At 30.3% G+C, this 23,346-nt stretch carries 21 protein-coding genes; 5 read left to right on the top strand and 16 right to left on the bottom strand.

The window, feature by feature from the left end:
• Positions 1–16: 16 nt before the first annotated feature.
• Genes gldE through mutY form a run of 3 tightly spaced genes read right to left on the bottom strand, consistent with a single transcriptional unit; the run spans position 17 to position 2,861 of the window.
• Positions 17–1,324, bottom strand: a complete 1,308-nt coding sequence (gene gldE / locus BLU40_RS01745; protein WP_090119104.1) for a gliding motility-associated protein GldE — start codon at positions 1,322–1,324, stop codon at positions 17–19.
• 21 nt (positions 1,325–1,345) lie between these two features.
• Positions 1,346–1,783, bottom strand: coding sequence for a single-stranded DNA-binding protein (locus BLU40_RS01740; protein WP_090119102.1), 438 nt, complete (start codon positions 1,781–1,783; stop codon positions 1,346–1,348).
• A 37-nt stretch (positions 1,784–1,820) separates the two neighbouring features.
• Positions 1,821–2,861, bottom strand: a complete 1,041-nt coding sequence (gene mutY / locus BLU40_RS01735; RefSeq protein WP_090119100.1) for an A/G-specific adenine glycosylase — start codon at positions 2,859–2,861, stop codon at positions 1,821–1,823.
• Between the two features lie 131 nt (positions 2,862–2,992).
• Here mutY and BLU40_RS01730 point away from each other — a divergent pair, with 131 nt between their 5' ends.
• The gene (locus BLU40_RS01730) at positions 2,993–3,283 is read left to right on the top strand and encodes an HU family DNA-binding protein (protein ID WP_090119098.1); all 291 of its coding nucleotides are present in this window, start codon (positions 2,993–2,995) and stop codon (positions 3,281–3,283) included.
• Between the two features lie 280 nt (positions 3,284–3,563).
• Complete coding sequence (locus BLU40_RS01725) at positions 3,564–5,117, top strand: Rne/Rng family ribonuclease (RefSeq protein WP_090119096.1); 1,554 nt, start codon at positions 3,564–3,566, stop codon at positions 5,115–5,117.
• 53 nt (positions 5,118–5,170) lie between these two features.
• Here BLU40_RS01725 and BLU40_RS01720 read toward each other — a convergent pair whose 3' ends face one another.
• Positions 5,171–7,378: a patatin-like phospholipase family protein gene (locus BLU40_RS01720; protein ID WP_090119094.1), complete on the bottom strand. Its 2,208-nt coding sequence runs from the start codon at positions 7,376–7,378 to the stop codon at positions 5,171–5,173.
• Between the two features lie 3 nt (positions 7,379–7,381).
• Positions 7,382–9,178, bottom strand: coding sequence for an excinuclease ABC subunit UvrC (gene uvrC, locus BLU40_RS01715; RefSeq protein WP_090119092.1), 1,797 nt, complete (start codon positions 9,176–9,178; stop codon positions 7,382–7,384).
• Between the two features lie 149 nt (positions 9,179–9,327).
• On the opposite strand from uvrC, the gene BLU40_RS01710 reads away from it, so the two are divergent.
• Positions 9,328–10,566, top strand: coding sequence for a pyridoxal-dependent decarboxylase (locus BLU40_RS01710; RefSeq protein ID WP_090119090.1), 1,239 nt, complete (start codon positions 9,328–9,330; stop codon positions 10,564–10,566).
• 186 nt (positions 10,567–10,752) lie between these two features.
• Here BLU40_RS01710 and BLU40_RS01705 read toward each other — a convergent pair whose 3' ends face one another.
• The 8 genes from BLU40_RS01705 to BLU40_RS01670 form a co-directional block, all read right to left on the bottom strand.
• Positions 10,753–11,463 (bottom strand): aromatic aminobenezylarsenical efflux permease ArsG family transporter, encoded by a 711-nt coding sequence (locus BLU40_RS01705; RefSeq protein ID WP_090119087.1) that lies wholly within the window; start codon positions 11,461–11,463, stop codon positions 10,753–10,755.
• Positions 11,463–11,900 (bottom strand): nitrophenyl compound nitroreductase subunit ArsF family protein, encoded by a 438-nt coding sequence (locus BLU40_RS01700; RefSeq protein WP_090119085.1) that lies wholly within the window; start codon positions 11,898–11,900, stop codon positions 11,463–11,465. The genes BLU40_RS01705 and BLU40_RS01700 overlap by 1 nt, the downstream gene beginning before the upstream one ends.
• An 18-nt stretch (positions 11,901–11,918) precedes the next feature.
• On the bottom strand, positions 11,919–12,896 hold the full coding sequence (locus BLU40_RS01695) for a permease (RefSeq protein ID WP_090119083.1): 978 nt from the start codon (positions 12,894–12,896) through the stop codon (positions 11,919–11,921).
• Positions 12,897–13,005: 109 nt separating this feature from the next.
• A complete protein-coding gene (gene arsB, locus BLU40_RS01690; protein WP_090119081.1) occupies positions 13,006–14,034 on the bottom strand; it encodes an ACR3 family arsenite efflux transporter in 1,029 nt (342 codons plus the stop codon).
• 88 nt (positions 14,035–14,122) lie between these two features.
• A complete protein-coding gene (locus BLU40_RS01685) occupies positions 14,123–14,740 on the bottom strand; it encodes a low molecular weight phosphatase family protein (protein WP_090119079.1) in 618 nt (205 codons plus the stop codon).
• Positions 14,741–14,825: 85 nt separating this feature from the next.
• A complete protein-coding gene (locus tag BLU40_RS01680; protein WP_090119077.1) occupies positions 14,826–15,146 on the bottom strand; it encodes a thioredoxin family protein in 321 nt (106 codons plus the stop codon).
• Positions 15,147–15,183: 37 nt separating this feature from the next.
• The gene (locus tag BLU40_RS01675; RefSeq protein WP_090119075.1) at positions 15,184–15,657 is read right to left on the bottom strand and encodes a DUF6428 family protein; all 474 of its coding nucleotides are present in this window, start codon (positions 15,655–15,657) and stop codon (positions 15,184–15,186) included.
• A 48-nt stretch (positions 15,658–15,705) separates the two neighbouring features.
• Complete coding sequence (locus BLU40_RS01670; RefSeq protein ID WP_090119074.1) at positions 15,706–16,038, bottom strand: ArsR/SmtB family transcription factor; 333 nt, start codon at positions 16,036–16,038, stop codon at positions 15,706–15,708.
• Positions 16,039–16,136: 98 nt separating this feature from the next.
• Here BLU40_RS01670 and BLU40_RS01665 point away from each other — a divergent pair, with 98 nt between their 5' ends.
• Together BLU40_RS01665 and BLU40_RS01660 are read left to right on the top strand one after the other, a co-directional pair.
• Entirely contained in the window at positions 16,137–17,384 is a 1,248-nt protein-coding gene (locus BLU40_RS01665) for an Lcl C-terminal domain-containing protein (RefSeq protein ID WP_090119070.1), read from the top strand.
• Between the two features lie 23 nt (positions 17,385–17,407).
• Entirely contained in the window at positions 17,408–18,730 is a 1,323-nt protein-coding gene (locus BLU40_RS01660) for a sulfatase-like hydrolase/transferase (protein ID WP_090119068.1), read from the top strand.
• Here the strand turns inward: BLU40_RS01660 and BLU40_RS01655 are convergent.
• The 3 genes from BLU40_RS01655 to ileS all read right to left on the bottom strand — a co-directional run bounded on the left by BLU40_RS01655 (position 18,720) and on the right by ileS (position 23,202).
• Positions 18,720–19,343 carry a lipoprotein signal peptidase gene (locus BLU40_RS01655; RefSeq protein WP_090119066.1) on the bottom strand — a complete coding sequence of 208 codons (624 nt, stop codon included), beginning with the start codon at positions 19,341–19,343 and terminating at the stop codon, positions 18,720–18,722. The two genes, BLU40_RS01660 and BLU40_RS01655, sit on opposite strands and share 11 nt — an antisense overlap.
• A 69-nt stretch (positions 19,344–19,412) precedes the next feature.
• Positions 19,413–19,787 (bottom strand): TraR/DksA family transcriptional regulator, encoded by a 375-nt coding sequence (locus BLU40_RS01650; protein WP_090119064.1) that lies wholly within the window; start codon positions 19,785–19,787, stop codon positions 19,413–19,415.
• A gap of 4 nt (positions 19,788–19,791) precedes the next feature.
• Positions 19,792–23,202 (bottom strand): isoleucine--tRNA ligase, encoded by a 3,411-nt coding sequence (gene ileS / locus BLU40_RS01645; protein WP_090119062.1) that lies wholly within the window; start codon positions 23,200–23,202, stop codon positions 19,792–19,794.
• Positions 23,203–23,346: the final 144 nt, after the last annotated feature.

Genomic DNA, 23,346 nt, shown 5'->3' with positions numbered 1-23,346 from the left:
TAGTAACTTTTAACATCTAGTTATGAATTGTAAATTTCACTTTCTTAATTCTTTTTTTATCCATAGACTCTATTTTAAATGCATAATTTTCGAAATTGATAATCTCATTTTTCTTTGGAAATCTTCCTGAAATTTCTAAAATAAAGCCCGCTATAGTTTCCGATTCTCCTTTATTATTGTTAAAACTTTCTTCATTAATTTCTAAAATTTTATAAAAATCTTTTAGGTTTGTTTTACCTTCAAATAAATAATTGTTTTCATCTAATTTAGAGTAAGTAATATCATCATCATCAAATTCATCATTAATATCACCTACAATTTCCTCTATAACATCTTCTAACGTAATAATTCCACTAGTTCCGCCATATTCATCTACAACAACAGCTAAATGATTTTTTTTCTCTTGAAATTCTTTTAGCAAATCGTCTAATTTTTTATTCTCAGGAACAAAAAATGGATTTCTAATTAGTTTTTGCCAATTAAATACTTTTTTATTTAAATGCGGCAGTAAATCTTTAGCATATAAAACCCCAACAACATCGTCCACATTTTCACCATAAACAAGGTTTCTAGAAAATCCTTTTTTTACAATTTTAGAAATTACTTTTTCGTAATCCTCATCTCTAGACAAGGCAAAAATATCTATTCTTGGCGTCATAATTTGCGCCGTTTCTGTATTACCAAAGTTTACAATTCCTTCTAAAATTTTTTGCTCGTCTTTAGTAGTTGCTTCATCAGACGTTAACTCTAAAGCTTGAGAAAGTTTTTCTACAGAAAGATTAGATTGTTTTTTACCTAATTTATTTTCAATAACATTAGTTAAACTCATTAACGGCAAACTTACTATAGATAATATAGTGCTTAGCACATTTATTGGCATTGCCATTATCGAAGCAAACTTTAATCCATTTCTTGTAGCGTATACCTTTGGTAAAACTTCACCAAAAAGTAAAATTAAAAATGTTACTAGAACAACTTCAATCAAAAATTTAACAGGAATTGATATGGTTTCTTCAAAAATAAATTCTCCAATAAAAGCAAATAATAGTACTATTAAAATATTAATAAAATTGTTAGCTATAAGTATAGTTGCTAATAGTTTTTGCGGATTTTCTAAAAGTGCAACTACAATTTTATCTTTTCCTTTTTTAGATTCTGTAGCTTGGTCAATATCTGTTTGTGAAAGCGAAAAAAAAGCGACTTCAGACCCAGAAATCAATGCCGACATCATTAATAAAATAAGCAAAACAATAACACTTAATAAAAACCAAATATTAAAGCTTGCAAAAAAATTTAAATATAAAATCGTGGGTTCAGGATCCAATTTATTATTATTTAATTAAACTTAAAACGGCAAATCATCATCACCTCCATTTGTATTTGTTGGCTCTGCTGGTTTAGGTTGTGTTGCCGGAGGAGTTTCTGCAGGTTTAGCTACCAATTCTTTTTTGGTAGTTAAAAATGTCATGTCGTTTACATGAATTTCTGTAGAATATCTTTTATTTCCGTCTTCACCTTCCCACTGACGCGTTTTTATACGGCCTTCGCAATAAATTTTATCTCCTTTAGTTAGGTATTTTTCACAAATTTCGGCAAGTTTATTTCTAACTACTAAATTATGCCACTCAGTAGTAGTTACTTTTTCTCCTGTTTGCCTATTTGTATAAGTTTCGTTTGTCGCAATAGGAAAACGTCCTAAGCAATTTCCACCATCGAAATAATGCATTTTAACCTCATCTCCTAGATGCCCAATAAGTATCACTTTGTTTATTGTACCTGCCATAACTAACCATTTTATAAATCAAATGTACCAAAAAAAATTAGTTGAATTTATATTCGCTTAAAAAATTATCAACCAACTTAGGAACAGGATATTTACCAATTTCACTCCATTTTATAGTATCTAGCTCACAATTATCTACTTCAACAACCCAAAATTTTGTATAAATATGCTGGTGAGATAGCTTATGAACAATCAAATCATTATTAAATAGCTTTACATTTATTTTTTTTTGTTGAAACAACTCATCAAACTTTTTATTGCTCAACAACTCTTCAATATCAATTTCTTTTGAAGTTTCTATTAACGGAAATTGATACATATTTTGCCAAATTCCACTTATCCGTTTTTCAATAACAGTTATTTTATTTGGCATTTTAAACACTATATAATTAAAGTAGCGTTTTTTAATCTTTATCTTCTTTTCTTTAAAGGGTAAATTCTGAATTTCATTTTTACCAAAAGCAACACAACTATTATTTAACTCACAAGTATCACAAATAGGGTTTTGTGGTTTACAAACTCGCGCACCATATTCCATAATAGCTTGGTTAAACGTGCCAGGCTGCTCTGCAACTATAAGCTCTTGGGCTATGTTTTTAAATTCTTTTATACCCTTTGTTGAATTTATAGCTGTACTAATTCCAAAATATCTAGCTAAAACTCTATACACATTACCATCTACCACTGCAGTTGCTTCATTAAAACATATAGAAGCAATGGCAGAAGCAGTATAATCACCAACACCTTTAAGTTTTATAATTTCAGAATAGGTTGATGGAAACTCACCATTTAAGTTATTTACTATATATTTTGCAGAAAAATGAAGGTTACGCGCACGAGAATAATAACCTAAACCTTGCCATAGTTTTAGAACCTCTTCTTCGGTTGCGTTTGCCAAATCGAAAACAGTTGGAAAATTTTCAGTAAATTTGTGATAATATGCCGTTCCTTGATCCACTCTGGTTTGCTGTAAAATGATTTCTGACAGCCAAATTTTATAAGGATCTAAAGTTTTACGCCAAGGTAAATTTCGTTTATTAGATAAGTACCACTGTATTAACAGATTAGATATTTTCATGTTAATTATATAAAAATGCAATAATACAAGTTTTAAATGATTAAATTTTAGCGAATTAACTTTTTGGATTTGAATATTAATTATATATTTGCCGTCTTAATTTTATAATAACATATATAACAATAATAAAAATGACGAAAGCAGAAATCGTATCGAACATTTCAGAAAAATCTGGAATTGAAAAAGCTGATGTATTAGCAGCTGTTGAAGCGTTCATGGAAGAAGTTAAAGGATCATTAGAAAACGGAGATAATGTATACTTAAGAGGTTTTGGAAGTTTTATAATTAAAACTAGAGCTGAAAAAACTGGTAGAAATATTTCTAAAAATACAACAATAAAAATCCCAGCACATAACATACCTGCATTTAAACCTGCAAAAGTGTTTGTAGAGGGTGTAAAAACTAAAGTAACAGTAAAATAAGTTACTAAAATTATTAACCAAAAAATACTTTTTAATTATGCCAAGTGGTAAAAAAAGAAAAAGAGCGAAGATCTCAACACACAAACGTAAAAAGAGAGCGAGAGCTAACAGACACAAAAAGAAAAAGTAAGCTAAGCTTACTTTTTCTTTAGAATAAAAGTTCATTGAAATAAATAGTTGTAAAGCACAACTATTGTTGGGTATAAAAACCTGTAACATATTATAAATCGTTTATACTATATGTATACAATATATGGTATAAGCATAAAACCAATTCAGAGTGAAAACAGAATTAATTATAAGATCGAACTCCTCTGATATTGATTTTGCCTTATTAAAAGACGGTAAATTAATTGCATTAAATAATGAAACTAACGGAAATAAGTTTTCTGTAGGAGACATTTTTTTAGCTAAAATTGGTAAAGTACTATCCGGATTAAATGCAGCATTTGTTAATGTTGGTTATGAGAAAGACGGATTTTTACATTATCACGATTTAGGTGCGCAATTAAAATCTTTAAATAAATTTATAAACGGTGTTAGCACAGGTAAAATTAAAGATTACACTTTAAAAAACTTTCGACTAGAAAACGATATTAATAAAAACGGAAGTATAGTTGATGTACTAAAAACAGGTCAAAACGCATTAGTACAAATTGTAAAAGAACCAATATCTACAAAAGGACCACGTATGTGCTCCGAATTATCAATAGCAGGTAGATATTTAGTTTTAGTTCCTTTTTCAGACAGGGTTTCAGTATCACAAAAAATAATGGATCCAAATGAAAAAGAACGTTTAAAAAGATTAGTAAAAAGCATTAAACCTAAAGGTTTTGGTGTTATTATTAGAACAGTTGCTGAAAATAAAAAAGTAGCTGAACTAGATAAAGACTTACAAAACTCTTTAGATCGTTGGGTTGCCATGTGTAAAAAAGTAAAAAACACAAAGTCGCAACAAAAATCACCTACCAAAGTATTAACTGAATTAAATAGAGCATCTTCAATTCTTAGAGACCTATTTAACGATTCTTTTTCAAGTATTGTAACAAATGATGATACTTTGTTTTTAGAAATTAAAGAATATTTACAAGAAATAGCTCCTGAAAAGGAAAATATAGTAAAACTGCATACAGCGAAAGTTCCTATTTTTGAAAAATATGGAATTGAGCGCCAAATAAAAACATCATTTGGTAAAACAGTTTCTATGAGCAAAGGAGCATATTTAGTAATTGAACATACCGAAGCTTTACATGTAATTGATGTAAATAGTGGAAACCGATCTAATAAGGCTTCCTCACAAGCAGATACAGCGCTTGAAGTAAATTTAATAGCTGCCTCTGAAATTGCAAGACAATTACAGTTAAGAGATATGGGTGGAATAATTGTAGTAGATTTTATTGATATGCATACTGCAGAGCACAGACAAAAATTGTATGAGCACTTAAGAGCAGAAATGGCATTTGATAAAACAAAACACAAAATATTACCACCAAGTAAATTTGGATTAGTTCAAATTACACGCCAACGTGTTAGACCTGAGTTGGTTATTAAAACAAAAGAACCAAATCCAAGTGGAAATGGTGAAGTTGAAGCTCCAATTGTATTATTAGAAAAAATTGAAGCTGATTTAGATAAACTTATTTTGTCTCAAAAACATAATAAAATAGCAGTAAATACACATCCTTTTATTGCGGCTTATTTAAAAAAGGGAGTACCATCCATTCAACAAAAATGGTTTATGAAATACAAAAAGTGGATTAAAATTTTACCAAGAGATGCATACCAATATTTACGTTTCGATTTTACAGATAACGAAGGTAAATATATTAAATAAAGGCACTCACAATATCAAAAATAGTCCTGCAACTTAGAGTTGTAGGGCTTTTTTTAAAACCAATACCCAACGTTAAAATACCAGTAATTTTCATTATGATCTGGTGACCAAGTATAATTTATTTCAACAGGCCCCAAAAAGGTATCTAAACCATATCCTACCATATAACCAGACTTGGTATTATCAAACAAACTCCCCTTATCAAATACATCATCTTCAACTCTAGCATAATTTGCTGTAGCTGAAAAATAGTTTTTAGGCAAAAACTCATATCTTAAAGTAAATGCAGATTTTAAAAAGGAGTTGTCATTAAGTTCTCCTAATTCATAACCATAAAATGGAATTAAAGTATTTATATAATTAGCCTCATAACCTCCAACACCATATTGCAAAACCACATTATCGTTATTTCCAATAGTAACTCCAGCTTCAGAATTAAATTGAAGTGTTAGCTTATCAAAAACGGTATGCGCAAAACCAATTTTACCTTTTAACTGAGAGAATGGCTCGAAATTATTGTTATGATCTGATGACGCCCAATACCATCTAAATTCGGCATCTAAATATGCTCCTTTTTTCTGAAAATATTCCTTATCATACGAGTCAAACTTTATATAACCAATTCCATTTAAATAATCTGATTTATCAAAATAAAACTTTCCTTCTTCAGCAGACCCTATATTGTTTTCTACTGTTGAAACAGTTTCTGTATACACCTTTAATCTTTTATGCTCTACTCCTGCTCCAATTGCAAACCTTCTATTAAATACTGTTTGTAAATACACCTGAGTTGTAAAATCTTCATATTCTAGGTTAATTTTATTTACATTTTCTGAATCAAATAAAATATTTGCATTAAACCTATTGTAACGCGATTTTATTCCAAAACTGGTATAAAACCCATTATCTATAAAATAATTAATGTTATAACGAATATTATCTCCTAATACAAAATCTGCCGAAAGCATGTCATTTTTAAATAACAAGTGCTTTGTTAAACCATTAATTAAAATACCTGTTTTATACAAATCATCATAATGTATTCCTATCTGAAAATAGTTAGATACTCTATTTTCTTTCACTTTAAAATCTACAGTAGCTCCATCTTTTTCACTATTAATTTTGTACTGAATACTTTCGAAATTACCTGTAGCGTACAAATTATTTATACTAGATAATAAACTTCCATAACTTGTTGTATCTCTTTTTTTAAGGTTCAAGTTACCTAAAACATAAGCTCTTGTATAGTTCTCATTTCCTTCAATATTAATTTTTTTAATATGAAATTCTTTTACATTATTAAAATCTATATCAATTTTCTTTGTTTTTGTTTGTTGCTTGCTTATTTCTTGAAACTTATCTCTAAATGCTACCGTAGCATCTTTACCAATTTTCATAATTGCATCAGCATCATCAAAAGAAACTACATTATATTTACTTAAATCTGGACGAATTAAAACATCTACATGTTTTCTTTTCTCTTCAATAGATTGGTACATTTGAAACCCAACAATTTGATTAATAATTGTTGGTGCAGAATTTAATTCCTCTTTCTTTTTAAGCCCATCTTGTATATCTACGCCAATAATTATATCAGCACCCATTGCTTTCACTTCATCAACAGGAAAATTATTTACAATTCCACCATCTGAATACAATTTTCCATCAATTTCTACCGGAGCTAATAATGTTGGAAAAGAACCACTTGCTTTTACTACTTCTGGCAAAAAACCTTTTCTAAACACTTTTTGTTTTCCTGTTTCTAAATCTGTACCAATACATAAAAACGGAATTGGTAATTGATCAAAATTTTCAATATTATTAACATGTTGCGTTAGTCTAGTTAATAAATTCATTACATTTTGACCGTCGGTAACAGCCTTAGGAATTCCGACTTTTCCTTTTTTTACTGGTAATGTTAGCGCATATTTTTCGCCAGTTTCTTTCTCATAAAATGGTTTTGACTTTCTTGGTAAATCATTAGAAATTATTTTCATAAAATCTAACGACTTAATAATAGAATCTAACTCGTTAGCACTATATCCTGAAGCATACAAAGCACCAACAATAGCGCCCATACTTGTACCACCAATATAATCTACTCTAACATTTGCTGCTTCTAACTCTTTTAAAACTGCAACATGAGCAAAACCTTTGGCTCCTCCACCACTTAAAACTACACCAACTTTTACGTCTTTTTTAGTTTGCGATTGAAGTAAACTGAATGTAAATAACAGTACTAAAAAAAATGCTTTCTTCATAAGCTATGGGGTTGTTTTATTATAATGGTTGTAAACTTTTGTTGCTCTACTTGTACCTACTATTTTCTCTATATCTTCAAAAGTGGCAATTGATACTCTTTTAGCAGATTTAAAATGCTTTAATAAAGATATAACAGTTTGCTTACCTATACCACTAATTTGTTCTAATTCGTTTTCTAAAGCTCCTTTGCTTCGTTTATTTCTATGGTGAGTAATACCAAATCTATGCGCCTCGTTTCTCAAAAACTGAATAATTTTTAAACTCTCCGATTTTTTATCTAGATATAAAGGAATAGGATCTTCTGGATAAAATATTTCTTCTAAACGCTTAGCAATACCAATAATTGCAATTTCTGATCGTAAACCTAAAACATCTAAACTTCTAACTGCCGATGATAATTGCCCTTTTCCTCCATCAATTACAACTAACTGAGGTAAGCTTTCACCTTCTTCTTGTAAACGCTTATAACGTCTAAAAACTACTTCTTCCATAGAAGCAAAATCATCTGGGCCTTCAACAGTTTTAATATTAAAATTTCTATAATCTTTTTTGCTTGGTTTTCCGTTTTTAAAAACCACACAAGCAGCAACAGGATTTGTACCTTGTATATTTGAATTATCGAAACACTCAATATGTCTAGGTTCTTCACTTAAACCTAAATCTTTTTTCATTTGAGCCATCAAACGGTTTACATGCCTATCTGGATCAACAATTTTAATTTGCTTAAAACGCTCTTGTCTAAAATATTTGGCGTTTCGTAAACTTAAATCAACAATTCTTTTCTTATCTCCTAATTTAGGTATTGTAACTTTAAGATTTTCACCTAAATCAACTTCAAAAGGTACATAAATTTCTTTAGACTGCGAGTTAAAACGCTGTCTAATTTCAACAATAAAAAGCTCTAATAAATGCTTATCTGTTTCGTTTAATTTCTTTTTAATTTCTGAAGTATGTGATTGAATTATAGAACCATTTGCAATTTTAAAAAAGTTAACGTAGCCATAACTCTCATCAGAAATAATTGAAAATACATCCACATTATTTATAGATGGATTTACAACGGTAGATTTTGCCTGATAATTAGAAAGCAGCCCTATTTTATCTTTTATTTTTTGAGCTTCTTCAAACTCCATTTCGGCGGCATAATTCATCATTAAATCGTTAAATTGTTTTAACGATTCTTTAAAATTACCTTTAATAATATTTCTAATTGTTGAAATATTGTTCGAGTAATCCTCTTCTCTTTGCAAAGCCTCGCAAGGTCCTTTACAGTTTCCAATATGGTAATCTAAACAAACCTTGTACTTATTATTTGAAATATTTTTTAAACTTAAATCATAATTACAAGATCTAATTTGAAATAACTCTTTTATTAGATCCAATAAAGCTCTAGCTGTTTTTACCGAGGTATAAGGACCAAAATAATCCGACCCATCTTTAATTACATTTCTAGTTAAAAATATTCGTGGAAAACGTTCCTTTTTTATACAAATATACGGGTAAGTTTTATCGTCTTTCAACAATACATTGTAACGTGGCTGATACTTTTTTATTAGGTTGTTTTCTAAAAGCAGTGCATCTGTTTCTGTATTAACAACTATATGCTCTATCCTCGCTATTTTTTTAACCAACACTCGTGTTTTTCCAGAGTCGTGTGTTTTTGTAAAATACGATGATACTCGCTTTTTTAAATTTTTAGCTTTTCCAACATATATTATTACCTCATCTTTATCGTAATACTGATAAACTCCAGGCTCGTTTGGCAATGTTTTTATTTGCAGTTTTAAATCCAAATTTATTATGCTTATTAGCTTATAAAAATACTCTTTTTTTAGTAGCCGATAGTTTCCTATTAATTTAATGTTTTATATAGGGTAAAGTGGTATTTTTGCGACTGATTTAATAGAGTCGTTTTCAACCCTCTTTTTTTACAGTTTATATACGATTTATGAAAAAATATTGGAAAAAATTATCAAGAATAAAACTAACTGAACGAATTGATAATGCTTTAGCATCAACAGTTAATTTTGAAAATAGCCACTACCTAGGATATCCCGTTTCTCACATAGATGAAAACGTTTTTAATCTAGGAGGTGCAGACTTAGATAAAGCACCTCTTTTAAAGGCTTATATTGCCAACCCAAACAATATTGGTTGTCATACTTTAGGAAAAAGTGAAGAAGCTTTTAAAGGTTCGCAAGAATTAGAAAAAGAAGTAATTCGTGTGTTAGCCGTAGATATTTTTAAGGCTGAAGAAAATAGTTATGATGGTTACATTGCAAATGGAGGTACAGAAGCTAATATGCAAGCATTATGGATTTACAGAAACTTGTATAAAAAAGAGTACAATGCTACTTTAGACGAAATGGTAATTCTTTCTTCAGAAGACACACATTACTCGGTACATAAAGGAGCAAATTTATTAAGTGTTGATGGTGTAAGTATTCCTGTTGAATTTAATTCAAGAGAAATTATTAAAGAAGAATTAGACCGCATTGTTGAAGAACAAAAAGCAAAAGGTAAAAAATACTTTATGGTAATTTCTAACTTAGCAACAACTATGTTTGGTTCTGTTGACGACCCAAATTTGTATGCTCAAATTTTAGAAAAACATGAAGTTGAATATAAAATTCATATTGATGGTGCTTTTGGTGGATTTATCTACCCTATAATGAATAAGGAATCTAAGATTAATTTTCAGAATCCAAAAATTTCATCTTTTACAATTGATGCTCATAAAATGTTACAAGCTCCATACGGAACGGGTGTATTTTTATGCAGAAAAAATTTAATTGAAAACGTACTAACAAAAGAAGCTCAATATGTAGATGGTATGGACTTAACTATGTCTGGTAGCCGCTCTGGAGCTAATGCAATTGCCGTTTGGATGATTTTATTTAGCTATGGTTATTACGGTTGGTTCGAAAAAATTAGCACACTTTTACTAAGAACAGAATGGTTTGAAGATCAATTAAAAGAACTAAATATTGAATATTTTAGAGATCCTTTTATGAATATTGTTACCCTTAAATCTAAGCATGTAACTAAAGAGTTAGCACAATCCTTTGGTTTAGTTCCAGACACACACAATGGCAATAATAACTGGTATAAAGTTATTGTTATGGACCATGTAGAAGTTGATGACCTTCTTAAATTTGTAAAAGAACTAAAGAAAAATATAGATTAATAAAAAAGCTCAAGTTTTAACTTGAGCTTTTTTACTTTTAGTTTCCAAACAGAAATGTTTTTATACTCTCCGAATTAGCAAAAAATTCTCTTGCTAAAACAAATGACCCCAAAAACACTACTACTGCTATTAACAACTGTTTTTTATTAATTCCGTTATTCATTTTGTTGTTTTATAATTACTTATTTACTTTATAATTCCTGTAAATATAAGAACATAATACGTTCCTGTTATAATAAAAACTACTCCAGCAACATAACGCATCCATTTTTCAATTATTTTTATTTTATTATAAAACACACTAACACTACCCGCTGCAAATGCCAATAAATAGGTAAATAATATTACCGGTAATCCAGTTCCAATAGCAAATACAATTGGTAGGTATAAACCTTCTACACTCGAAATTGTCATTGGTATTAACATTCCAAAATATAAAGCTCCACTATAAGGGCAAAATGCCAACGCAAATAACACTCCAATTACAAAAGAACCTAGCAAACCTTTATCAGAAAATTTTTGACTTAATTTCTCTGTAAAATTCGATTTATTTAAAAAGTTAAGGCGAATAATATTCAACATTATAAGACCAATAATAATTAACAACGGACCCAAATATTTTTCTCCATTTTGATGAAAAAAACGTGCAATATGAAATTTACTTGCCCCAAAAAACAGTATCAATCCAATTAATGAATAGCTAACCGCTCTACCCAAAGAGTAAACAATACCACTTAAAAAAACTTTCTTTTTATTGGTAATGTTTTTTGAAATAAAAGCAGTTGCCGTAATATTTGTTGCTAATGGACATGGACTAATAGCCGTCATTAAACCCAACAAAAAAGCAGATAATATTGGTATGTTATAATTATCTAATAACGATTGTAATACATCCATTAAATTTTATTTAACTGCTCTTCAATTTTAACTTTTAGTTGGTCTGAAAATGCTTTGGTGTCTCTTCCGTTAGAAAAAGCAAAATCTGTTAAATCAATCTTTTCTTCTTTTCCATCTTTTACAACATTTACAATTAAAGCTGTTCCTGTAGCTTCAAATTTTTCAGCAATTTTGTAATTTTCTTTTGCATCAACATCAATAACTTGCAAAGTAATTTTTCCTTCTTTTAATTCTTTTGCAAAATAGGTATCTAACGTATGTTTTGTGTTAGATTCTATAGATTTACAAGTAACACACCTATGTGTAGAGTGAAAATCTATTACTTCAATAACATTGTTTTTTGCGATTACTTCTTCCACTTTACTTTCTTTTTTGTTTCCACAAGAAACTGCTACTAAACTAATAATTGCGACTACTAAAACTTTTAAATTTTTCATTTTTGAAATTTATTATGATTAAAATATGATATTAAATAAGTATCCTGATATTATGATACACAAAGTTACTACTGAAAAGAAAATGGCAATTAACTTTAAGGTCATTACTTTTTTCAACAACATTGCTTCTGGTAACGAAAGCGCTACAACTCCCATCATAAAAGCAATTGCCGTACCTAACGGAATTCCTTTTGAAACCAATACTTGAGCAATTGGTAAAACTCCTGATGCGTTTGAATACATTGGTACTGCTAATAATGTTGCCATTGGAACAGCAAACCAATTATCTTTACCCATATATTGCTCAAAAAAACCTTCAGGAATGTAGCCGTGCATTAAACCTCCAATTGCAATTCCAACAATTACATAAGGTAAAATTCCCATTAAAATAATTTTTGTTTCTCTCCAAATTGAAGGCAACCTTTCTTTCAATGATGTTTTTTCTGTTTCAAATTTTTCTGTTTCTTTCTGGCTATTTTCTAATACTTGTAATACCCAAGGCGACAAATATTTTTCAAGCTTTAATTTTTGAAGTACCATTCCAGAGATTGTTCCTAACAATACACCACTTACAACATAAATAACCGTTGTCTTCAATCCGAAAAGACCAATAAACAAACCAATAGCAACTTCATTTACCAAAGGCGAAGTAATTAAAAATGAAAACGTAACACCTAAAGGAATTCCTCCTTTTACAAAACCAATAAATAATGGAACTGATGAACACGAACAAAACGGTGTAACGGTTCCAAATAACGAAGCCATTAAATACTCAAAGCCATATAATTTTTTACGCGATAAATAATTTCGCACTTTTTCAACAGGAAAATAACTATTTACAATTCCCATAAAAAAGATAACTACAAAAACTAGCAATAAAATTTTAATAGTATCGTAAATAAAGAAGTGCAAAGCTTCTGCTAAATGACTTCCTTCATCTAAATTTAATATTGAAAACACTAACCAAGTGGCAAGGTTTTCTATCCAATCGAACATTTTTTTTTGTTTTATCTAAGTTGTCATTTTGAGCGAAACATAGTGAAGTCGAAAAATCTCTTCTTGAGATTCTTTATTTCGTTTACACTTCATTCAGAATGACAATAATTTAGTAATACTTTTTCTTCAACCAAAGTGAAACATTCACCAAACCAATTAATACAGGAACTTCAACCAAAGGCCCAATAACACCTGTAAATGCTTGTTGTGAATTTATTCCGAAAACTGCTATGGCAACTGCAATAGCTAATTCAAAATTGTTTCCTGTTGCTGTAAAAGCTACTGCTGCGTTACGCTTATAATCTATTCCCATTGCTTTTCCTGTAAAGAAACTTACAAAGAACATTAACACAAAATAGATAATTAACGGAACTGCAATTTTTAATACATCAAAAGGAATTTCAACAATTAACTCTCCTTTTAAGCTGAACATTAATACTATTGTTGCCAATAGAGCTATTAATGTTATTGGTGAAATTAGCGGAATAAATTTTCGGTTATACCAATCTTCACCTCTTAATTTTGTTAAATATTTTCTACTTAAAAACCCTGCTACTAGCGGAATTCCTAAATAAATTAAAACGCTTTCAGCAACTTCAAAAATGGTAATGTTTACATCAAAACCTTCCAATCCAAAATAAGCTGGTAGTACTGTTATAAATAGCCACGCATAAAAACTATAAGTTACTATTTGAAAAACACTGTTTAATGCAATTAATGTGGCTCCGTACTCTCTACTTGCTCCAGCCAAATCGTTCCAAACAATTACCATTGCAATACAACGTGCCAATCCAATTAAAATCAATCCAGACATATATCCTGGTTCGTCTCTTAAAAAGATAATTGCCAATGCAAACATTAATATTGGACCAACTATCCAGTTTAAAAACAAGGACATTGACATTAATTTAGTGTCTTTAAAAACTGTTGGAATTAAGCTATAATCAACTTTTGCCAACGGCGGATACATCATTAAAATTAATCCAATTGCCAATGGAATATTTGTAGTACCAACCGATAATGACTCTGTTATTGTAGATACCTGCGGAAAGAAATAACCAATAGTAACTCCAAGTGCCATTGCTAAAAATATCCATAAGGTTAAAAACCTATCTAAAAATTTTAATCTTGTTTTCATTAGTTTTTAATTTTCTTGTTATTCTGAACAATAGCAAAGATTCTTCATTACCATTTCACTCCATTCAGAATGACATAAATTATATTTTTTATTCTATGTTAATTTGAGAAAATACATACAACATTTCCGAAGCTATTTGATTGCTACGTTCTGTATATTTTTCAGCTTGTTGTGGTGTATTATCAAATGCTTTTGGATCGTTATATCTAACAGGAATTCTAGCTTCGCAACCAACAATAAACGGACAATTTTCATCGGCGTGATCACAAGTCATTAATGCTGCAAATTCACCTTTTGGATTGAAATCATTATCATATGTTTTTGAAAAACCAATTAAAGGATGCTCATTTTCAGCATATTTTATACTGTAAACTGGGTTTTCTGTTTCTGATAATTTTACAATTTGAAACCCTGCAGCACTTAATGCTTGGGCAGCCATTGGAAACATTGCTGTGGCTTCAGTTCCACCAGAATAGCAATACACACTTTTAACATCATAATAGTGTGCAGCAGTCTGCGCCCAAACCTGTGATAAATGACTTCGGCGAGAATTATGCGTACAAATAAAATTAAGATTTATGTTTTTACATGCAGAAACTTTAGCTTGAACGTAATCAACAAAAGGTTGCAATGCTAACTTTCGTTTGTTAGAAATTTCTAGCTTTTTTACAGCAGCTATTGTATTATTTATTTCTTGAAATACCATAATTAAAAAATATATTTATTACTCGTATGATGAGATTCTGAATCAAGTTTAGAATTGCGATTCACAGGGTTTTAAACTTCCTTACCTAACAACAACCTGTTTCTTTTTCATCCGTTGAGCAACAAGAATCATTTGAACTCTCATCTGAACAACACGCATTGTTTGCAAAATTATCTACCAATATTGCTTTTACTTCATCTTTTGAAGGCACTTTTCCTTTAATCATTACTTTTCCATCAACAACAACTGCAGGAGTTTTCATAACATCAAATGCCATAATTTCCATAATGTCCGTTACCCTTTCAATTTTAGCGTCAATGTTTAACTCATTTACCACTTCTTCAATTACTTTTTCAGCGCTTACACAACTTGGACAACCTGTTCCTAATACTTTTATTGATTTCATAATTTATATACTTTTTAATACTCTATTTAATTTATTCTTAACAACAATTTGATTCTGAAGAGCAACAACTAGAATTATCATTACCTAAACTAGTAAGCTTAACCTTTGTTTTTTCAGGTGGAATGCCGCAATTATCTTTTGCTAAACAATCTGTTTGTTTAGTGGTTAATAAAAAGTTTGTTCCGTCAAAATCTAATCCGTATTTACCAATAGTTGAAGCTTGGTATTCTACTTCAATTTCTAGATTTCCTAATTTTAAATATTCGTCAGACAATTCTATTATGTTTATCAATTTTTCTGGGTGTAACCTATGATCGTAATCATTAGCATTCCATAATTGAAAATTTGCAACAACCTCATTTCTTAAAGTTCCACCACAGTCAATAAAATGCTTTGTAACTTTTCCAACTTCTGTTACATGAAAGTGACTTGGCACCAAATTGCCATCTGGCAATTGGAAAGCTATAGTCTCAAGCTTACCTAAATGATTTTTAATTTCTTGAATATTCATATTTTTGATTTTTAATCGCAAATAAACGATTGGTGTAGTTAAATTTTTTTAGTCACACGTATTTTTAGTCATATTCTTATTGAAAAATTCATTAAAAACAGCTTTAGCTCTCAACCAATTTTCTTGATCAATACAATATTTAACTTTTGGCGGATTCACAGTTCCTTGTATTAAACCAGCATCTTTTAATTCTTTTAAATGTTGTGAAATTGTAGATTGTGCTAAAGGCAAAACCTCTAACAAATCACCTGTATAACAACAACTTGCATTGTCTAAATGATTCAATATTTTAATACGCGTTGGATGACCCAAAGCCTTTGCAAATTTTGCAATCTCTTCGGTCTCAACCTGATAAATGATATCTTCTTTTGTTCTCTTCATAAGTTCATCGCAAATGTACGATAAGAATTTAAATTGCAAAATTATTTTAAACCTTTTTTATAATTCGAAGTCATAATAGGGAAATAAACCAACGCACTATGAAATTAAATCGACTTACCCTATTAGGATTATTCTGCTTAATACTTATCTCTTGTGGAAACAGTGATAATGATATTATAATAGATGAAATAACCGAAGAAGAGCAAAATGTTATTATTGATTTACCAACTACAAACAAACCATATACTATAGTTGACACCGGCATTATAGACTCTTATAGTAATGACGCACTAATTTCAAAACCAAGTCAAGGCAATTCTTTTTTCGGTCAAGATTCAAATTATCTAGGAAACCAACCTTCATATACAAATAACAAAGATGGTACCATTACAGATAATGTTACCGGATTAATGTGGGAACAAGATATGGGTTCTAAAATAACATTTACTGAAGCTTTTACAAAAGCATCTAATTCAAGCTTAGGAAATCATACAGATTGGAGAGTACCAACTTTAAAAGAATTATACTCACTAATACTATTTTCAGGAAAAGTAAAAGGTGAAGTTGCCATTGATTTATTTATAGACACCAATTATTTCAATCAAGAATTAGGTGATACATCCATTGGAGAACGTGAAATTGATGCTCAAACTTGGTCTTCAACCGAATATGTTAGTACTACAATGAATTCGGACGAAACTGTTTTTGGGGTAAATTTTGTAGATGGCCGTATAAAAGGATATCCAAAATATAAGCAAGGTTCAGGAGCTGCAAATACTATGTATTTTAGAATGGTTAGAGGAAATACATATTACGGTAAAAATAATTTTGTAGACAATGGAGACGGAACAATTAGCGATTTAGCAACTGGCTTAATGTGGGAACAAAAAGATGATGAAATTTCAAGAGATTGGCAAGAAGCATTGGAATATTCAGAAAACTTAGACTTTGCAAATTATTCGGATTGGCGTTTACCAAATGCTAAAGAATTACAAAGTATTGTAGATTATACTAGATCTCCAAAAACTACAAATTCACCAGCTATTGACCCTATTTTTGATTGTACTGAAATAACAGATCCAGATGGAAACACAGGTCAATATCCATTTTATTGGACAGGAACTAGCCATTTAGATGGAGCTAATCCATATTCAAGCGGTGTTTATATTGCATTTGGAGAAGGACAAGGAGAAATGAACGGAACATTAATGGATGTTCACGGAGCAGGTTGTCAACGTAGTGATCCTAAAAGTGGAAACATAGATGATTATCCTCAATTCTTCGGGCCTCAAGGAGATGTTAGATATGTATATAATTATGTGCGCTGTGTAAGAAATATTGAATAACAAAACGTATTTAAACATTTAAAATGAAGAAAAATATACTATACCTACTAGTTTTAAGTACTCTCGTTTCTTGTTCAGAAAAAAATGATGATTTTATAGATCTAGAAATTGAGAATGAAACAACTCCTAAAACCGAAATAGTAAATACGAAACCTAATATTTTAATGGTAATTGCTGATGATATAGGTTTAGATGCTTCACCAGGTTATTCCGTTGGAACAGAGAAACCAAATATGCCACAGCTTCAAAACTTAATAAATACAGGTATTACATACAATAATGTTTGGTCTAACCCAACGTGTTCCCCAACAAGAGCAACTATATTAACAGGTAAATATGGTGTTAATAATGGTGTTTTAGCTGTAAACAATACTTTAAGCACTTCTGAAATATCCATTCAAAAATATATAGATACAAATTTAAATGGTGAATATGCTTCAGCAGTAATAGGTAAATGGCACTTATCAAATAGTAAAAATCATCCAGAAAATATGGGGATTGAGTATTACTCTGGATCTTTATCTGGTACATTAACTGATTATTGGAATTGGAAATCTACTGAAAATGGTGTTCAAACAATAGCTACAACGTATAATACCACTGAATATACAAACAAAGCTATTGATTGGATTGCAGAACAAACAAAGCCTTGGTTTTTATGGTTAGCATATAATGCTCCTCATACACCTTTTCATTTACCTCCAACAGATTTACATTTTCAAGGTAGTTTACCCACCGATCAAGCAAGTATTGATGCAAATCCATTACCTTACTATTTAGCAATGCTTGAAGCTATGGATAGTGAATTTGGAAGACTATTAAACAGTATGACTTCAGAAGAAAAAGAAAACACTGTAATTATTTTTATTGGAGATAATGGTACTCCAAATCAAGTAGCGCAAGAATACAATAATAAAAGAGTAAAAGGATCACTATATCAAGGCGGAATTAATGTACCAATGGTAATTGCGGGTAAAAATGTAACTAGAATTAACGAGTCTGAAAACGCATTAATAAATACTACAGATTTATTTGCAACGTTAGCAAATATTGCAGGTGTAAATGTCAGCAAAATTAACGATAGTAATAGTTTTTATGAATCGTTTTCTAATTCAACAACTCAAGTAAGAGAATATGCTTATGCTGAAGATGAATTTAATAAAACTATTAGAAACAACACACATAAATACATGCTATTTAACAACGGTTCTGAAAGTTTATATAACCTAAGTATAGATTCTTTAGAAACTAAAAATTTATTAAAAGCTAATAACCTTCCACTAAGTGAAAGTGATAGTAAAATAAAGGATGAATTAGTTAAAAAATTAGCAGAAATTAATCCGTAATCTCTGTTATTTCTTCTTCCTTAGGAAACGCTTTTTTGTTGAAAATTATTAAAATAGCTACAGCTATAGAAATTGCTGCATCTGCAACATTAAAAATTGCATTAAAAAATGTAAAAGGTTCACCACCTTTATAAGGAAACCATTCTGGTAATGTTCCTTTCCACATTGGAAAATACAGCATATCTACTACTTTACCATATAATAATTCACCATAAGGTTCTTCAGCAAAAAGTGTTGCAGTTTCGTTATAAGGTGTATTAAAAATAACACCATAAAAAACTGAATCTATTATATTACCTAGTGCTCCAGCAAATATTAAAGATATTGCAATTATTAAAGCGTTGTGTGCATTTTTTTTAACTGATGTATACAGCCAATAACCAATTCCACCAATTGCAAATAATCTAAAAACAGTCAAAAAAAGTTTACCTGTTCTACCTCCAAACTCAGCTCCCCAAGCCATTCCGTTGTTTTCAATAAAATGAATTCTAAACCAATCAAAAACTACAACTTCCTCTCCGTACAGAAAGTTTGTTTTTATGTAAATTTTACTAATTTGATCAATTAATAAGACAAGTATTATTATTGCTACAGCTTTTTTCAAATTGCACAGTTTTATAGGTAACCTATATTAAAAATGAAGCCTCCAAAAAAGGAAGCTTCACCATATATAAAATATTATTTATTGTTGTTTTTTTGCTTCAATACTTAAAGTAGCATGAGGCACTAATTTTAAACGTTGTTTTTGAATTAACTTACCTGTAACTCTACAAATACCGTAAGTTTTATTCTCAATACGTAAAATTGCGTTTTTTAAATCTCTAATAAATTTTTGTTGACGAATTGCCAATTGAACATTTGCTTCTTTAGACATGGTTTCAGAACCTTCTTCAAAACCTTTAAATATAGGCGAAGTATCATCTGTACCATTGTTACTATCGTTTTTAAAAGAGCTTTCTAGCAATCTTAAATCCTCTTCTGCATGTTCTATTTTAGCTAGTATTATTTCCTTAAATTCAGCTAAATCCTTATCAGAATATCTATTTTGTTCGTTCATAAGCTTACATTTTTTTAATTAATATTTTAGTGCTTACATCGTCAAAAGCAATTTCCGTGCCTTTTTCTATTTCGTCTTCAAATACTAATTTGTTAGTTAATGTTTCTGTCTTTATATAATCTTCGTTCTCTTTTATTGAGCGCTCTAATATATCATTTTTTTGAATAATAAGTTGAATTTTATCATTCACTTCTAAACCAGATTCTTTTCGCAAGTTTTGAACCCTGTTTATTAACTCCCTTGCATTTCCTTCATTTCTTAATTCTTCAGTAATTGTAACATCTAAGGCAACTGTTAAACCACCTTGATTTGCTACCAACCAACCTTCAATATCTTGCGATACTATTTCAACTTCTGCTATAGTTAAATTTACAACTTTTTCGTTTATTGTTAAAGAAATTTCTCCATCTTTTTCAATAGCTGCAATGTCATCTTGATCTAATTTTTGGATAGCTTGCCCAACAAAACGCATATCTTTTCCAAACTTAGGTCCTAATACTTTAAAATTAGGTTTTATAGTTTTAACTAATATACCTGAAGCATCGTCAATTAACTCAATTTCCTTTACATTTACTTCCGATTTTATTAAGTTTTCAACTGCTAAAATTTCTTCTCTATCTGCTTCGTTCAAAACAGGAATCATAACACGTTGTAAAGGTTGACGTACTTTTATCATTTCCTTTTTACGTAGTGATAACACCATTGATGATATTTTTTGAGCTTGTTGCATTTTGTGCTCTAACTTACTATCAATTAAACTATCATTACTTGTTGGAAATTCACCTAAATGTATAGATTCAAAGTTTTCTTTACCTGAAACTGCTATTAAATCTTTATAAAGATTATCCATAAAGAAAGGTGCAATTGGCGAACCTAATTTAGCAACTGTTAACATACACGTATATAATGTTTGGTACGCGGAAATTTTATCTTGACCGTAGTCGCCTTTCCAAAAACGTCTTCTACTTAAACGAACAAACCAGTTACTTAAATTTTCACCAACAAATTCTTGAATAGCACGAGCTGCTTTTGTTGGCTCATATTCTTCGTAAAATTTCTCTACATTTTTTACTAATGAATTTAATTCAGACAATACCCAGCGGTCAATTTCTGGCCTGTCTTGTATTGCAATTTCATCTTCAGCATATGTAAACCCATCTAAGTTTGCATATAAAGAGAAGAATGAATACGTGTTATATAGTGTTCCAAAGAATTTTCTACGAACCTCATCAATTCCTTCAACATCAAACTTTAAGTTATCCCAAGGATTTGCATTCGAAATCATATACCAACGTGTAGCATCTGCTCCGTATTTATCCATTGTTTCAAACGGATCAACAGCATTTCCTAAACGCTTCGACATTTTCTTTCCTTCCTTATCTAGCACTAAACCGTTAGACACAACATTTTTATAAGCTACAGAATCGAAAACCATTGTTCCAATTGCATGTAATGTATAAAACCACCCACGAGTTTGATCTACCCCTTCAGCAATAAAGTCTGCTGGATAGAATTTTTTCTCGTCTATTAATTCTTTATTTTCAAACGGGTAATGCCATTGTGCATAAGGCATAGAACCAGAATCGAACCAAACATCAATTAAATCGCTTTCACGTTTCATTGGTTTTCCTGAAGGTGAAACTAACGTAATACCATCAACTACATTTTTATGTAAGTCAATTTTATCGTAGTTTTCGTTACTCATATTTCCAACTTCAAAATCAGCAAAAATATCAGCTTCTAATACTCCAGCATCAACAGCTTTTGCCATTTCAGCTTTTAATTCTTCAACAGAACCAATCATAATTTCTTCGGTACCATCTTCTGTTCTCCAAATTGGTAATGGAATTCCCCAATAACGTGAACGAGATAAGTTCCAGTCGTTCGCATTTTTTAACCAGTTTCCAAAACGACCTTCTCCAGTAGATTTTGGTTTCCAGTTAATAGTATCGTTCAATTCGAACATTTTATCACGCTTATCAGTCACTTTTACAAACCAAGAATCTAACGGATAGTATAAAATTGGTTTATCAGTTCTCCAACAATGTGGGTAACTGTGACGGTATTTTTCTACGTGAAATGCTTTATTTTCTTCTTTTAAACGAATAGCTAACTCAACATCCATAGGACGTGCAGGTTCTTCTCCCTCATTGTAGTATTCGTTCTTCACATATTTACCTCCAAATTCTTCACCCATATGTTTGGTAAATTTCCCTTGTAAATCTACTAAAGGAACTTGGTTTCCATTATCATCAAAAACTAACATTGGTGGTACTTCTGGTGTTGCTTGTTTAGCTACCATTGCATCATCCGCACCAAATGTTGGAGCTGTATGTACAATTCCGGTACCATCTTCTGTAGTAACAAAATCTCCAGCAATTACTCTAAATGCATTTTCTGGATTTTCGCAAGGCAATGCATACGGCATTAACTGTTCGTATTTTGCTTCTAAAATATCTGCTCCTTTAAATTCTTTTACAACAATAAAAGGAATCTTTTTATCTTCTGCTTTATAACTAGCTAATTCTGCTTCACTTTCAACAGTAAAGAATTTTTTACCAAACTGTTTTCCAACTAAATTTTTAGCAAGAATAACACTAATTGGTTCAAAAGTATATTGATTAAAAGATTTTACTAATACATAATCTATCTTTTTCCCAACAGTTAATGCTGTATTAGAAGGAAGTGTCCAAGGAGTTGTTGTCCAAGCTAAAAAGTGTACATCACCTTCAACTTTTTGCAAAAACTCCGGTAATGTTTCTTTTAACGCCTTAAACTGCGCAACAACTGTTGTATCAGTTACATCTTGATAAGTTCCTGGTTGATTTAACTCATGAGAACTTAAACCTGTACCTGCTTTTGGCGAATATGGTTGAATTGTATACCCTTTGTAAATCAATCCTTTTTTATACAACTGACTTAACAAATACCAAACAGTCTCCATATATTTTGGTTTATAAGTCACATACGGATCTTCCATATCTACCCAATAACCAACTTTTCTGGTAAGATCGTTCCAAACATCCGTATAGCGCATTACTGCAGTTCTACAAGCTTGGTTGTATTCTTCAACCGTAATTTTTTTACCAATATCTTCTTTGGTAATTCCTAATTCTTTTTCAACACCTAATTCAATAGGTAATCCGTGAGTATCCCAACCAGCTTTACGTTTTACTTGAAAGCCTTGTAAGGTTTTGTAACGACAAAAGATGTCTTTAATAGCACGTGCCATAACGTGATGAATACCTGGTAAACCATTTGCCGAAGGTGGTCCTTCAAAAAATACATATGGCTTATTTTCATCTCTAGTAGCTATACTTTTATCGAAAATATTTTCTGCTTCCCAAAATGCTAAAGTCTCATCTGCTACTTTAGTGAGGTTCAACCCCTTATATTCTCTAAATTTTTTACTCATTTTTTACCCTTAAATCAATTAGTTTGCGAAATTAAGCATTTTTGATAAAATAATAGTGCTGAAAATAGCAAAATATACAGCTAAAAATAGTTGTTTCTAGAAGTTTTATTTTAAGTTTATGGTTGAAACAAATATCTGTGACAC

Source organism: Lutibacter oricola, assembly GCF_900106565.1.
Taxonomy (GTDB): domain Bacteria; phylum Bacteroidota; class Bacteroidia; order Flavobacteriales; family Flavobacteriaceae; genus Lutibacter; species Lutibacter oricola.
This window is presented reverse-complemented; position numbering and strand designations above follow the sequence as displayed.

Excerpts from the sequence above, each read along its gene's own strand:
- BLU40_RS01700 (WP_090119085.1), bottom strand. The coding sequence starts at position 11,900 with ATGAAAAATTTAAAAGTTTTAGTAGTCGCAATTATTAGTTTAGTAGCA.
- BLU40_RS01740 (WP_090119102.1), bottom strand. The coding sequence starts at position 1,783 with ATGGCAGGTACAATAAACAAAGTGATACTTATTGGGCATCTAGGAGAT.
- BLU40_RS01660 (WP_090119068.1), top strand. The coding sequence starts at position 17,408 with ATGAAGAAAAATATACTATACCTACTAGTTTTAAGTACTCTCGTTTCT.
- ileS (WP_090119062.1), bottom strand. The coding sequence starts at position 23,202 with ATGAGTAAAAAATTTAGAGAATATAAGGGGTTGAACCTCACTAAAGTA.
- BLU40_RS01720 (WP_090119094.1), bottom strand. The coding sequence starts at position 7,378 with ATGAAGAAAGCATTTTTTTTAGTACTGTTATTTACATTCAGTTTACTT.
- BLU40_RS01670 (WP_090119074.1), bottom strand. The coding sequence starts at position 16,038 with ATGAAGAGAACAAAAGAAGATATCATTTATCAGGTTGAGACCGAAGAG.
- BLU40_RS01710 (WP_090119090.1), top strand. The coding sequence starts at position 9,328 with ATGAAAAAATATTGGAAAAAATTATCAAGAATAAAACTAACTGAACGA.
- BLU40_RS01685 (WP_090119079.1), bottom strand. The coding sequence starts at position 14,740 with ATGGTATTTCAAGAAATAAATAATACAATAGCTGCTGTAAAAAAGCTA.
- arsB (WP_090119081.1), bottom strand. The coding sequence starts at position 14,034 with ATGAAAACAAGATTAAAATTTTTAGATAGGTTTTTAACCTTATGGATA.
- BLU40_RS01705 (WP_090119087.1), bottom strand. The coding sequence starts at position 11,463 with ATGGATGTATTACAATCGTTATTAGATAATTATAACATACCAATATTA.
- BLU40_RS01730 (WP_090119098.1), top strand. The coding sequence starts at position 2,993 with ATGACGAAAGCAGAAATCGTATCGAACATTTCAGAAAAATCTGGAATT.
- BLU40_RS01680 (WP_090119077.1), bottom strand. The coding sequence starts at position 15,146 with ATGAAATCAATAAAAGTATTAGGAACAGGTTGTCCAAGTTGTGTAAGC.
- BLU40_RS01695 (WP_090119083.1), bottom strand. The coding sequence starts at position 12,896 with ATGTTCGATTGGATAGAAAACCTTGCCACTTGGTTAGTGTTTTCAATA.
- mutY (WP_090119100.1), bottom strand. The coding sequence starts at position 2,861 with ATGAAAATATCTAATCTGTTAATACAGTGGTACTTATCTAATAAACGA.
- BLU40_RS01665 (WP_090119070.1), top strand. The coding sequence starts at position 16,137 with ATGAAATTAAATCGACTTACCCTATTAGGATTATTCTGCTTAATACTT.
- BLU40_RS01675 (WP_090119075.1), bottom strand. The coding sequence starts at position 15,657 with ATGAATATTCAAGAAATTAAAAATCATTTAGGTAAGCTTGAGACTATA.
- BLU40_RS01650 (WP_090119064.1), bottom strand. The coding sequence starts at position 19,787 with ATGAACGAACAAAATAGATATTCTGATAAGGATTTAGCTGAATTTAAG.